The sequence below is a fragment of the Castellaniella sp. UC4447_H14 genome, from assembly GCF_052978285.1.
On sequence record NZ_CM129666.1, the window covers coordinates 755,969 to 769,166 of the forward strand.

Below are 13,198 nucleotides of genomic sequence, written 5' to 3' on the forward strand. Positions count from 1 at the left end.
CGAACCGGCCCAGTAACTGTGGGATCAGTGCGGGTTACGGCTCGGGATAGCGCACTTCCAGGATGTCGAGTTCCTCGACGCCGGCGGGAGTGTGCAGGCTGATGGTGTCGCCTTCATGAGCCTTGAGCAGGGCCCGCGCCACGGGTGAAATCCAGCTGATGCGCCCCGCAAGAGGCTCCGCCTCGTCAACCCCGACGATGGTCACGGTAAATTCCTGCCCGCGGCTGTCACAATAATGGACGGTGGCGCCGAAAAACACCTGGTCGCGATTGGGTTGCTGCGCGGGATCCACCACCTCGGCGCTCGCCAGGCGGCGGGTCAGGAATCGCATTCTACGATCGATCTCGCGCAGGCGCTTCTTGCCGTAGATGTAGTCCCCGTTTTCCGATCGATCGCCGTTCGAGGCGGCCCAGGAGACGACAGATACGACTTCGGGGCGCTCGACATTCATGAGGCGCATGAGTTCATCGTTCAGCGCCCGATAGCCCTGCACCGTCATGTAGTTCTTGGTGCCTGCGGGAAGCGCTTTGGCCGGCTCCAGATCCTCGTCCTCGTCCGAATCGTTTTCCTTGACGAAAGCCTTGTTCATCTCAAGCTCCTACCCAATCATGCCAGACGGGAACCAGGTCAGGCGGCAAATCGGGAAGGCCGCCCAGATCGACACGCCCGGCACCCGGCGCATGAAAATCGGACCCGCGCGAGGCCTCGAAGCCGTACTCGCGGGCCACGCGGGCGTATTGGCGATACTGTTCGGGCGTATGGCTGCCAGTGACCACTTCCATCCCCTGCCCGCCCAGATCCTTGAAGAGCCCGAACAACGATTTGCGCTGGGCGGGCTTGTAGGGATAACGCCCCGGATGCGCAATGACCGCCTTGCCGCCGGCGCCCCGGATCCACGCCACGGCGTCTTCGAGAGAGGTGCCCGGCATGACGACACAGGCGCGCTTCCCGTCTCCCAGGTAGCGCTCAAATGCCTGCTGCATCGTCCCGCAAATGCCGCCGTCCACCAGAAAGCGCGCAAAATGCACGCGTCCGACCAGGCTCGGATTGGCGGCCTGACGCAGGGCACCCTCGAAGGCGCCCCCGACACCGCAGGCCTGAAGCCGATCGCCGATTTCCCGGGCACGTCCCAGGCGCGCGCTCCGGATGCCGGCGAGCCCCGCCTGAAGCCGGGTGTTGTCCGGGTCGATGTGAAGACCCAGGATGTGGACGCTAGCCCCCAGGAAGTTGACCGAGATCTCGACGCCTGGCACGAACTTCATCCCGAGCTCGCTGGCCGCGGCCGCCGCTTCCGCCAGTCCGGCCACCGTGTCGTGATCGCTGAGGGCCCACCCCTGGACCCCCCGATCATGCGCCCGACGGGCGACCTCTGCCGGGCGGATCGCACCGTCGGATTGGGTGGAGTGGCTGTGCAGGTCTACATTCAACGCCATGGTCATCCGTCTTGAGGGTGTCACTAAGCCGCCAGCAGGAAATCCCGCACGGCTGCAATCTGGTCGGCCCCGCGAAGCGTCGGCGCGTGGCCCACTCCCGCGAATTCCACACTGCGGGCGGAGGGGTTTCGCGCCATCATGCGTGCCAGCGCAGGTTGGCTCAGGATGTCCGACTGGGCCCCTCGCAGGACCAGTGCCGGTCCCGGCAGGTGAGCCCAGGCCCGCCACAGCAGCTGTTCGGCAGCCTCCAGCTCCTGGGGTGTCTGGGCGCCAAAAGGTTGCGCAATGCGCAGATCATAGTGCTTGACCCACTGCCCATCCTGCTCATGAAAAACGAAGCGGGTCAGGTCCTCCCACTCGCTCGAATCGTGGGACCCGAAGCCCGAAGACACGGCTCGCACATAGGCAACCGCATCCTGGAAATTGCTGAACCGCTCATCCCGCCCCACGTAACCCGCAATGCGAGCAAGCCCCGACGTACCCAGTTCGGGACCGATGTCGTTGAAGACCATCCGGCCCAACGGAATATCCGCCGCTTCCCCCAGCCCCCAGGCGCCGCGCGGCGGACGCAGGACGGGTGACGCCGCCAGCGTCCCGGCCAGCGCCAGCCCGATCAGCCCGCCCATGGACGTACCGACCCAATCCAGCCGCACGGGCTGCAACCGCGCAATCAGCGTCACCATGTCGGCCACGTACTGCGGGACTGCGTATCCGGCCGGGTTGATGAGCCAATCGGATCGCCCCCGGCCCACTACGTCCGGGCAGATCACGCAATAGTCATGTTGCAAGGCCTGGGCCAGGCGATCGAAGTCCCGCCCCGTGCGCGTGAGCCCATGAACGCAGACCAGCACGCGGTCATTATCCGGATCGCCCCACTGCCAATAGGCCATGCGGTGCAGGCCGGCGGGGTCGGCACAGGCGACGTAACCCAGATGCGGCGCGTCGGCCGGGTGCGAGGCAGAGGAATCCATGGCGGGCATGCGGCACTCCGAACGAAAAGACGACTGACGCCTTGATTGTAGTCGCTGCCCGGGATGCCGCCGCCCGACGAGTCGGCCTCCACGGGAGGGCAGTCGATCAGATATGAATGGCCTCGCCCAACGCCCGCAAGGCGGCCTCCTGAATGGCCTCACCCTGGGTCGGATGCGCGTGGATGGTATGGCCCACGTCCTCAAGGCGCGCACCCATCTCGATGGACTGGCCAAACGCCGCCGCAAACTCGGACACTCCGCGCCCCACCGCCTGCCAGCCAACGATGAGATGATTGTCACGCCGGGCCACCACACGCACGAAGCCGTCGGTGGACCCGAGCGTCATGGCACGGCCGTTGGCCGCCAGCGGAAACACGCCCTCGATCGCATCCACGCCCTCTTTTGCGGCCTGCTCCGGCGAGAGCCCCGCCGTCACGACTTCGGGGTCCGTGAAGCACACGGCTGGAATCGCCTGCGGCATGAAGCGCCGCGTCTGGCCGGCGACTTGCTCGGCCACACATTCTCCCTGGGCCATGGCACGATGAGCCAACATCGGTTCGCCCGTCAGATCGCCAATGGCCCACACTCCCTTCATGGAGGTACGGCAGCGATCATCCACGCGAACGGCCAGGCCGTTCATGTCGAGCACGAGGGAACTGAGCCCGAATCCACGGCTACACGGCTTGCGGCCGACGGCCACCAACACCTGATCGGCGGCCAGCACATGCTCCTCGGACTTTGGCGGCTGGATACGGATGCCCTTGCCGTCTTCCGACAGTCCCAGAACCTTGGTGTGCAGATGCAACCCCACGCCCAGCGCCTTGAGGGACGCCTCGACGGGTTTGGTCAGATCAGCGTCGTAGGCGGGCAGGATGCGGTCCTGGGCCTCGACCACATCCACCTTGACGCCGAGCTTGCGATAGACCGTACCCAGTTCCAGACCGATGTAGCCGGCCCCCACGATCGCCAGCGAGTCAGGCAGCGCGGCGGGCGACAGGGCCTCGGTGGATGAAATGACCTTGCCGCCAAAAGGCATGAAAGGCAAAGCCACCGGTTCGGAGCCCGTGGCCAGCAGCAGGTGCTCGCAGCGGATGCGCTGCGGGGCGCCGGCCTTGCCCTTGACCGCATCGGAGGACACATCCACCGTCTTGCCATCCACGATGTGGGCCCAGCCCTGGACCACAGTGACCTTGTGGCGCTTCAGCAGTGTCGCCACCCCGCCGGTCAGGCGTTTTACGATGGCATCCTTCCAGGCCACGCTGCGCGCCAGATCCAGCTCCGGGGCCTGGACACGAAGGCCCAGCTCGGAGTCGCCGGCGTAGCCCTGCAGCGCGTGGAATTGCTCGGCGACGTGAATGAGCGCCTTCGACGGGATGCAACCGATGTTCAGGCAGGTGCCGCCCGGCGTCGCGCCCTCGACCAGCACGGTGGGCACACCCAGCTTGGCGGCCCGGATGGCGGCGACATAGCCGCCGGGTCCACCGCCGATGATGAGCAAAGTGGTATTGATGGGACTGGGCATGCTTACTCCACAAACAGCAGCGCCGGGCATTCCAGATAGCGCCGGATGCACTGGATGAACTCGGCGGCATCCATGCCGTCGACCACACGATGATCGAAAGACGAGGACAGGTTCATGAGCTTGCGCGCCACGATCTGGTTGCCCTGGAAGACCGGCCGCTCGACCACCCGATTGATGCCGACGATGGCCACCTCGGGCCAATTGATGATCGGGGTGGAGACGATCCCCCCCAAAGGACCCAGACTGGTGATCGTGATCGTGGAACCCGTCAATTCATCACGCGCGGCCTTGCCCTGGCGGGCCGCATCGGCCAACCGCGAGATCTCGGAGGCGCAGGACCACAGATCCAGCGTTTCGGCGTGGTGTACGACCGGCACCATGAGACCGGAAGGCGTCTGCGCCGCAATCCCGAGGTGAACAGCGCCATACCGGGTCACGACCCCGGCTTCGTCATCGTAACGGGCGTTGATCTGGGGGAAATCGCGCAGCGCCAACACCAGCGCGCGCACCAGGAACGGCAGCAGCGTCAGCTTGCCACGCTCCGTGCCATGAAGTGCATTCAGGCGTGCGCGCAGGGACTCGAGCTCCGTCACATCGGTTTCTTCGACGTACGCAAAATGCGGGATGTGACGCTTCGATTCCTGCATCTTCTGGGCTATCTTGCGCCGCAGGCCCACGACAGGAACCTGGGTTTCTTCGCTGTGGGCCGTGTAGAGCGATGCCGTCGTGCGGTGCGAGGTCTCGTTGCGATCCCGCGCCAGCCAGGCATCCAGATCCCCGTGCGTGATGCGCCCCGCGGGTCCGGTGCCCGGTACATATTGCAGCGTAATGCCCAGGTCCCATGCCCGGCGACGCACGGCGGGCGATGCCAGCGGGCGCTGCCCTTCAGCGCGCGCCGGCGTGTGGAATGCCGAGTGCTGCGGGCCGCGGCCGTTACCCGAGGGCGCTGGCGATGCGGAAGCCGCGGGCGCAGCCATTCTGGCCGGAACCTGCGTCTGCTTCACGACGGTTTCAGCCGATTCCGCAAGCGCAGCCGCAGCACTGTCGGCCGACGGTTCGGCGGATGCCGCAGCCCCCGAGGCCACGCCGGCGCGCGATGCCGGGGCGGCCGCAACCGTATCCTCGTTCCCGGCGCCCTCGACCTCTAGGCGGATGAGCTCGGTCCCTACGGCCATGACATCGCCCGCCTTGCCACCGAGCGCCACGACGCGCCCGTGAACCGGCGAGGGAACCTGAACCGTAGCCTTGTCCGTCATCACGTCGGCGAGCACCTGGTCTTCGACCACTGCGTCGCCCACCTGGACGTGCCATTCCGCCAGCTCGACCTCTGCGATGCCCTCTCCGATATCCGGCATCTTGATGATGTGAATGCCCATCATGCCTCCCGAAATGCGCGCTTGAACGCCTCTGCCACCCGCTTGGGGCCCGGAAAATAGGCCCACTCGTGCGAGTGCGGATATGGCGTATCCCAACCGGTGATGCGTTCGATGGGAGCTTCGAGATGATAGAAACAGTGCTCCTGGACCAGCGCGGCGAGCTCGGCACCAAAGCCGCTCGTGCGCGTGGCTTCATGCAGCACCACGCAACGCCCCGTCTTGCGCACCGAAGCCGTGATGGTGTCCAGGTCCAGCGGCCAGAGGCAGCGAAGATCGATGATGTCGGCTTCGATACCCGCATCACGCGCGGCAACCTCGGCAACGTAGACCATGGTGCCGTAGGTCAGCACCGTCAGATCCTTGCCTTCGCGATACAGCGAGGCCGAATCCAGCGGCACATGGTAGTAGCCCTCCGGAACGTTGCCCAGCGGGTGCTTGGACCACGGGACCACCGGCTGATCGTGGTGCCCGTCGAAAGGCCCGTTGTAGAGACGCTTGGGTTCGAGGAAGATCACCGGATCATCACATTCGATCGAGCTGATCAGCAGTCCCTTGGCGTCATACGGATTGGACGGCATCACCGTACGCAGCCCGGCGCAATGCGTGAAGAGCGCCTCGGGACTCTGGCTGTGGGTCTGCCCCCCAAAAATGCCCCCGCCGCAGGGCATGCGGATCGTCAACGGCGCGGTGAACCCGCCCGCCGATCGATAACGCAGCCGCGCCGCTTCGGAGTAGATCTGATCCGCTGCCGGATAGAAATAATCGGCAAACTGAATCTCCACCACGGGCCGCAAGCCATAGGCGCCCATGCCGATGGCGGCCGCCACAATGCCGCTCTCGGAGATCGGCGTATCGAATACGCGCGAGGCGCCATATTTCGCCTGAAGGCCCTCGGTACAACGGAAGACGCCGCCAAAATAGCCGACATCCTCGCCGAAGACGACGATGTCATCGTCGCGTTCGAGCATGATGTCCATGGCCGACCGCAGCGCCTGGATCATGGTCATGGGCTTCGTCCTGAGCTTTTCTTCTGCCATGATCAGACTCCCAATTCCTGACGCTGGTGACGCAGGTGTGCCGGCATTTCCTTGAAGACGTCCTCGAACATGGTGGCCACACTGCTGGTACGTCCCGTGGCCAGCGTCCCGTGCGCCTCCGCCTTTTTCTGGGCAGCGACGACCTCCGCCTCGCATGCCTTCTGGGTGGCCTGGTGCTCATCCTCCGACCAGATGCCCCGCAGGATCATGTACTGCTTCAGGCGGGCGATGGGATCGCCCAGTGGGTAACGAGACCAGTCGTCCGCCGGCCGGTATTTCGAAGGATCATCCGACGTGGAGTGCGGGCCGGCTCGATAGCTGACCCACTCGATCAAGGTGGGACCATAGTTGTTGCGGGCCCGGTCGGCAGCCCATCGCGAGACCGCGTACACAGCCAGGAAATCGTTGCCGTCGACGCGCAGCGACGCCACGCCCGATCCGATGCCGCGCGCGGCAAGCGTGATGCCTTCACCGCCTGCCACGCCCTGGAAGGTGGAGATGGCCCATTGATTATTGATGACGTTCAGAATGACCGGCGCCCGATAGACGTGGGCAAACAGCAGCGCAGTCTGGTAGTCGGATTCAGCTGTGGCGCCGTCGCCCACCCAGGCCGCCGAAATCCGCGTGTCGCCTTTGATGGCCGACGCCATGGCCCAACCGACCGCCTGCGGCATCTGCGTGCCCAGGTTGCCCGACAAGGTGAAAAAGTCCTTCTCCGGCACCGAGTACAGCACGGGAAGCTGGCGACCCTTGAGCGGATCCTTGTCGTTGGAGAAAATCTGGCACATCATGTCGAACAGCGGATAGTCGCGCACGACGAGCAAGCCCTGCTGTCGGTACGACGGGAAATGCATGTCTCCGGGCAGCATCGCCAGCGACTGCCCGATGCAGATGGCCTCTTCACCCAGGCTCTGCATGTAGAACGATGTCTTCTTCTGCCGTTGCGCAATCACCATGCGCGCATCCAGGATGCGCGTCTTGATCATCGCCAGCATGCCCTTTCGGAGGACTTCGTCGTCGGGCAGGACCTCAGCCCAGGGGCCGACAGCCTGGCCCTGGTCGTCGAGCACGCGAATCAGGCCCATTGCCAGATCGCGGGTGTCGTAGGGGACTGTGTCGATGGGTGGTCTGCGGGCTTCGCCTGCCGGCTGCAGGCGCAGGTAGGAAAAATCGGTGGCCTGACCAGGGCGGCCCGACGGTTCGGGCACATAGAACTCGAGTGGTGTCTGTGTCATGGACGTAAAAATCTCGTGGATTTTTGGCAAACCCCATAGGGGAACAGCGATCGTCTTGTGGACGGGTGCCGCATCATCGCCTATCCCGCCATGCCGCGCAAGACCGCGTAAACCACTACGGGCGCCGCCCGTGCCAGTATCGTCGGGACGACTCTAGGACACTGTACATCGTCAGCCCCTCCGGACGCGAATGGACGCCGATTCCACCCTGCCAGTCGGTGCGCCAGAGGCGCGCCCCGGCTTCATCCCAACGCGCCAGCACACCCGCATGCGGGTGACCGTGCCGGTTCCATCGCCCCACCTGCACGATCACATGCCCGGGAGCGACCGTCTGGGTGAAGCCGGCCGAAGACGAAGTTCGCGACCCATGGTGGGCCGCGACGGCCACGTCCACGGGTGTCAGGCCGCGCGACACCAGGGCGGCCTCGGTTTTTGCCTCGATGTCGCCCGTGAGCAACAGGCTGTGGTGCGCCCCGCGGACCCGCAGCACGCAACTGCCATCGTTGGTTTCCCGGGTTCGGCGAGTGTGCTGCACATCCAGGGGCCACAGGAACTCGAAACTCACGCCATCGATACGCCAACGGGTGCCGAACTGACAAGGACTGGCAGCCAGGGCCGCCGGGATCTGCGATTCACCCAGCAGACGCGCCTCCTTTCGCAGCCACGAGGCCAGATCGAAAGAGCTGAAGGTCTGCTCCACCGGCATGCCCGAGAGCACGCTGCGGACTCCGCCCGCATGGTCCAGGTCCGCGTGGGACACGACCAAGGCATCCAGGCGCCGGACGCCGAGAGCGCGCAGTGCGGGCACGACGGTCCGCGCGCCTTCATCCGACTCGCGGGTGTGGCGCGCACCCGCGTCGAACAGCACCGCATGGTGGGCGGTGCGCAGCAGCAACGCGCTGCCCTGCCCCACGTCCAACGCATGCAGATCCCACTCGCCTTCGGCCGGCGCGGCCGGAACCCAGAACACCAGGGGGACCAGCGCCAGCCAGCCCCAGGCAGGATGCGGCAGCGGCAGCCGCCGTCCCCAGAGCATCCGGGCGCGAAGGCCACGCGGGCCGGGCCAGAGCGCCGCCGCCACGCCGGCGACGGCCAGTAAATACAGCCAATCCGGTGCGGCCGCCACCGGGATCGCCGGCCAACGGGCCAGCCATTCGGTCGGCCGCATCATCAGGCCCAGTGCGCCATGGGCCAGCCAGGCAAGGCCCGACGCCGGCAAGTCGCCCCCCGGGACCAGAGCGGCGACGGCCAGAAGCAACGACAGCGGCGTCACCACCAGCTCGACGACCGGTATCGCGTAGGCATTGGCCAAAGGCGACACCAGCGAGACTTCATGAAACAGCCAAGCAAGAGCGGGGGCAAGCGCCCACGTCACCGCCCACTGCAGACGCGCCGCGAGCCAGACGCCCCGCCACCATCGCGCCCGCACGCTATCGGGGGCCGGGACACCCGAGCTGCCAGCGCCGGAACGCTCCATGGACAGGTCGCGGGATCGCTCGCCGGCCGACACCGCCAGCAACACCCCCACCGCCATGAAGGACAACCAAAAGCCGCTGGTAAGGACCGCCCAGGGATCCAGGACCAGCACGGCCACCGCAGCCAGTGCCAGTACACGTGACCCGCTCAACCGCAACTGCAGGGCCTGCGCGGCGGCCACCACAGCCAGCATCATGAAGGTGCGCTGCGCGGGCACCCCCCAGCCGGCCAGGAGACAATATAGCCACGCCACGACAAGCGCCGCACACGCGGCGGCTCGCCGTGCCGGCCAGCGTTCGGCCAGGAGCCGGCCCTGCCAGCGCAGCCGCCGCCAGATCGCGGCGCTTGCCAGAGCCGCAAACCCCGCCAGCATCGTGATGTGGGAGCCGGAAATGGAAACCAGGTGTGTGAGTCCAGCCCGGTTGAAGACCAGCCAGTCCGCATCGTCCACGCCATCCTGGTCGCCGATGGCCAATGCCCGCAGCACCGGACCGTATCGCAGCCCTTGAAGGTGGGGCTCCATGGCTTTGCGGATTTCGTGGCGCGCGCGCCCGGCGAGCACCGACAGGCTGGCCCAGCGGTCGGTGCGCAGCCACTGGGGCTGGCCGCGCACCCTGCCCTGGGCCCGAACTCCGTCGACGAACAGATGCCGCTCGAAGTCGAAACCATGAAGATTCCGGGACGCGTGAATGGGGCGCAGCAGCAAAGCCATTGACCAGACTTGACCCGCGTACAGTTCCGGAAACGGCGGATCGGGGGGACTTGGCGGCGCATAGGGACCGCGCCAGCCGCTGGCGGCCCACGTCACCCGGATGCGCTCGGGCACCCCAGCAGGATGGGCTCGCAGGACACGCGCCTCGAAGCTCACCCGGTCCGGCTCCAGCTTTGGCAGGCTTTCGATCCGAAGCTCGACCCGGGTGACGCGATCGACATTTTGTTCGGCCAGCATCTGGTCCAGCCGATGGTGCGCCTGAAGCGCCGTCGCGCAAAAGGCGCCCCATCCGGCCAGGACTGCCAGCAGCGCGCCGCGAGCCCAGCCGATGCAGCGGCGTCCGCGTAGCCGCCACACGGCGACCCCCACCAGGAGGGCCGTGAGCGTCCCCACCAGCAGGGCGGGAGCGGCCGGCAGATCGGACAGGCGATGGACCGCCATCACCCCCAGCACACCTGCCGCCACCAGCCCGCGCCCCCACATGGCTGCTCCCGAATTTGCACCCCATCACGGTAAGGCAGCCGCAGGCTGGCGGGAGCGAAGGCATGCATCTTGTGCCCGCCCGGGAAATCCAGCAGCGATAAGAACGACTCAGCCGTCCAGGCGCGCCGCAAGCCTTGGAAGGACCCGGCAGGCATTTCGCAGGCACTCATCGGCGACTGCCTGTTGCGACATCTGGCGCAGCTCTCCCAGCACGCGCGCGACGCCGCTCACCTCGGCGGGCTCGTTGCGAGCCCGGATCTTGCGCCCGGATCCGTCGCGCCCCAGCCATGCGGGCGGAATATCGGGCGCATCGGTCTCCAGCACCGGCGCTGCCAATGGCAATCGTGCAGCCAGCCGCCGGATCTGGAGCGACCGCTCAAAGGTCATGGCGCCCCCAAAACCCAGCGCGAAGCCTAGTTCCAGAAACTGCCCGGCCTGCTGAAAGCTGCCGTTGAATGCATGCGCGATGCCCCCTATCCCCGGAAGGCGCCGCAGATGCTTGAGCACATCGTCCTGGGACCGGCGCACATGGAGCAAGACGGGCAGCCCATAGCGCTGCGCCAGCGCCAATTGGCGCGTGTAGAAATATTCCTGGCGTGTTCGCAGTTCCGGCGTATTGATGGCCGGGACGAAGTGGTCCAGCCCGATTTCTCCGATGGCCACCAGGCGGGAATCGTCGCGCGCCGCCTGCACGCAGGCATCCAGGGCATCCAGATCGTCTTCGGAAGCGTCCGCCACATAGAGGGGGTGAATCCCCAACGCGTAGGCTCCGCCGGGAAAGGCATGGGCCAGTGTGCGCACGGCCTCGAAGTTGCCCCGGCTCACCGAGGGGATCACGATGCACCCCACGCCCGCATCCGCGGCGCGCTGGATGACCCGGTCTCTGTCGTCGTTGAACTCGCTCGCATCCAGATGGCAATGGGTATCGACCAGCATGTTGTCTCCGTGGCAATCACTCGCCCGGCACCGGCGGCCCCAGGCGGATTATCCGGCCGTCAGAGTCCCCGCGACCATGTTCAAACGGCGATGCGCAAGTGCCGCCAGCGCGGGATCGTGCGTCACAATCACAAAAGCCGTTCCCAGCGTCGAATTGATGCGCCGCAACAGCTCGAACATCGCATCCGCCGTGTGGCGGTCCAGGTTGCCGGTGGGTTCGTCCGCCAGGACACACGCCGGCTGCGTCACCAGCGCGCGGGCCAGCGCCACGCGCTGCCGCTCCCCGCCCGAGAGCTGCCCCGGAAAATGGGTGGCTCGATGGCTCAGGCCGACTTGCTCGAGCAAGTCGCGGGCCTGCGCGCGGGCCTCGCGGCGCGTCAGCCGGCGCACGATAAGCGGCATGGCCACGTTGTCCAGCGCCGAAAATTCCGGCAACAGGTGGTGAAACTGGTAGACGAAACCCAGTGCCCGGTTGCGCAGGCGGCTGCGCTTGCGCTCGCCCAGATGATCGGCCGGTTCGCCGGCCACCCAAAGCCGCCCGCCGTCGGGCTGGTCGAGCAGCCCCAGCACATGCAGCAGGGTGCTCTTCCCCGAGCCGGATGCGCCGACCACCGCCACCATCTCATGCGCATTGACCGACAGGCTGACGTCCCGCAACACCTCGACCCGGTCGGCGCCTTCGTCGTAGGTCTTGGCCAGGTGTTCGGCGCGCAGCACCTCGGAGGCTCCGGAGACATGATCAGTCATGGCGCAGTACCTGTGCGGGCTGCAGGCGCGATGCGCGCCAGCTCGGATAAAGGGTGGCCAGCAGTGACAGGACCAGGGAAGTCACCCCGATGGTGACGATGTCGCCCACCTCCGGACTGGAAGGCAGTTCGCTGATGAAATAGATCTGTTGCGGCAGAAAATGGATGCCCAGCAGGTGCTCGATCCAGGGCACGATGACGTCGATGTTGTAGGCCGCCAGCGTTCCAAGGAAGACGCCGGCGGCCGTCCCCACCACGCCGATGAGCGCCCCCTGAACCAGGAAGATCCGCGCCACTTCGACGGGCGTCGCTCCCAGCGTGCGCAGGATGGCCACGTCCGATTGCTTGTCTTTCACCGCCATGACCAGAGAAGACAGGAGGTTGAACGCAGCCACCGCGACGATCAACGCGAGGATCAGGAACATCATGCGCTTTTCGGTCTGCACGGCGGCAAACCAGGTGCGATTGTTCTGCGTCCAATCCGTCGCCTGCACGCCGGGGGGCATCAGGCCGAGCAGGCTGCGCGCCACTTCGGGGGCACGCTGCATGTCGGCGATGCGCAGCCGCACGCCGCTCACCCCGCTATCGCGGAAAACGCGCGCCGCGTCCTCGTCGTCGACAAACACGAGCGAGGCGTCATACTCGTAATAGCCGGTTGAGAAGATTCCCGTTACCGTGAATTGGCGCATGCGCGGCGCAAAGCCCGCCGGCGAAATCGAGCCCTGGGGTGCCAGCAGCAGCGCTGTATCTCCGACCGCCAGGCCCAGCGACTGGGCGATCTGGCTTCCCACAATCATGTGAAACGAGCCTGGGACCAGGCTGTCCAGCGCACCCGACTGCATCTGTCCGGCCAGATCAGAGACGTGCGGCTCGATGGAGGGATCGATCCCGCGCACCTGCACGCCGCTCAGCCCCTGACCGCGCGCCAGCATCCCCTGCGCCGCGACGAACGGCGCAGCACCGCGCACTTCCGGATCGCGGCGGGCATCCTGGGCCAGATCCTGCCAATGGGCCAGTACCTGCTCGTGGTTCGCTCCCGGCACATAGAGCTCGATGTGTGGCAGCACCGAAAGCATGCGGTCGCGGACCTGAGTCTGGAAGCCATTCATGACCGACAGCACGATGATGAGTGCTGCCACGCCCAGCGCAATGCCCGCCATGGAGCTTGCAGCCACGAACGACACAAAGCGATCACCGCGGCGCCCTCCTCGACCCACATGCGCGAGCCCCGCATAACGGACTCCAATCCACCATTCATAACTCATGTCAAT

11 protein-coding genes are annotated in these 13,198 nt (G+C 66.2%); all 11 read right to left on the reverse strand.

Annotated features, from left to right (window positions below; genetic code table 11):
* Positions 1-34: 34 nt before the first annotated feature.
* Positions 35-589, reverse strand: coding sequence for a transcription elongation factor GreB (gene greB, locus ACVCMJ_RS03710; RefSeq protein ID WP_447080108.1), 555 nt, complete (start codon positions 587-589; stop codon positions 35-37).
* Position 590: 1 nt separating this feature from the next.
* The gene (locus ACVCMJ_RS03715) at positions 591-1,433 is read right to left on the reverse strand and encodes a PHP domain-containing protein (protein WP_447080109.1); all 843 of its coding nucleotides are present in this window, start codon (positions 1,431-1,433) and stop codon (positions 591-593) included.
* A gap of 23 nt (positions 1,434-1,456) precedes the next feature.
* Complete coding sequence (locus ACVCMJ_RS03720) at positions 1,457-2,404, reverse strand: alpha/beta fold hydrolase (protein ID WP_447082659.1); 948 nt, start codon at positions 2,402-2,404, stop codon at positions 1,457-1,459.
* Between the two features lie 106 nt (positions 2,405-2,510).
* The gene (gene lpdA, locus ACVCMJ_RS03725; RefSeq protein ID WP_447080110.1) at positions 2,511-3,926 is read right to left on the reverse strand and encodes a dihydrolipoyl dehydrogenase; all 1,416 of its coding nucleotides are present in this window, start codon (positions 3,924-3,926) and stop codon (positions 2,511-2,513) included.
* Positions 3,927-3,928: 2 nt separating this feature from the next.
* Positions 3,929-5,302 (reverse strand): dihydrolipoamide acetyltransferase family protein, encoded by a 1,374-nt coding sequence (locus ACVCMJ_RS03730; protein WP_447082660.1) that lies wholly within the window; start codon positions 5,300-5,302, stop codon positions 3,929-3,931.
* Positions 5,302-6,339 (reverse strand): alpha-ketoacid dehydrogenase subunit beta, encoded by a 1,038-nt coding sequence (locus ACVCMJ_RS03735; protein ID WP_447080111.1) that lies wholly within the window; start codon positions 6,337-6,339, stop codon positions 5,302-5,304. The genes ACVCMJ_RS03730 and ACVCMJ_RS03735 overlap by 1 nt, the downstream gene beginning before the upstream one ends.
* Positions 6,340-6,341: 2 nt before the next feature.
* Positions 6,342-7,574, reverse strand: a complete 1,233-nt coding sequence (locus ACVCMJ_RS03740; protein WP_447080112.1) for a thiamine pyrophosphate-dependent enzyme — start codon at positions 7,572-7,574, stop codon at positions 6,342-6,344.
* A gap of 115 nt (positions 7,575-7,689) precedes the next feature.
* Complete coding sequence (locus ACVCMJ_RS03745) at positions 7,690-10,245, reverse strand: DNA internalization-related competence protein ComEC/Rec2 (protein ID WP_447080113.1); 2,556 nt, start codon at positions 10,243-10,245, stop codon at positions 7,690-7,692.
* A gap of 108 nt (positions 10,246-10,353) precedes the next feature.
* Positions 10,354-11,181 (reverse strand): TatD family hydrolase, encoded by an 828-nt coding sequence (locus ACVCMJ_RS03750; protein WP_447080114.1) that lies wholly within the window; start codon positions 11,179-11,181, stop codon positions 10,354-10,356.
* A gap of 48 nt (positions 11,182-11,229) precedes the next feature.
* Complete coding sequence (locus ACVCMJ_RS03755; protein ID WP_447080115.1) at positions 11,230-11,928, reverse strand: ABC transporter ATP-binding protein; 699 nt, start codon at positions 11,926-11,928, stop codon at positions 11,230-11,232.
* Positions 11,921-13,192, reverse strand: a complete 1,272-nt coding sequence (locus ACVCMJ_RS03760; RefSeq protein ID WP_447080116.1) for a lipoprotein-releasing ABC transporter permease subunit — start codon at positions 13,190-13,192, stop codon at positions 11,921-11,923. The genes ACVCMJ_RS03755 and ACVCMJ_RS03760 overlap by 8 nt, the downstream gene beginning before the upstream one ends.
* Positions 13,193-13,198 lie beyond the last annotated feature (6 nt).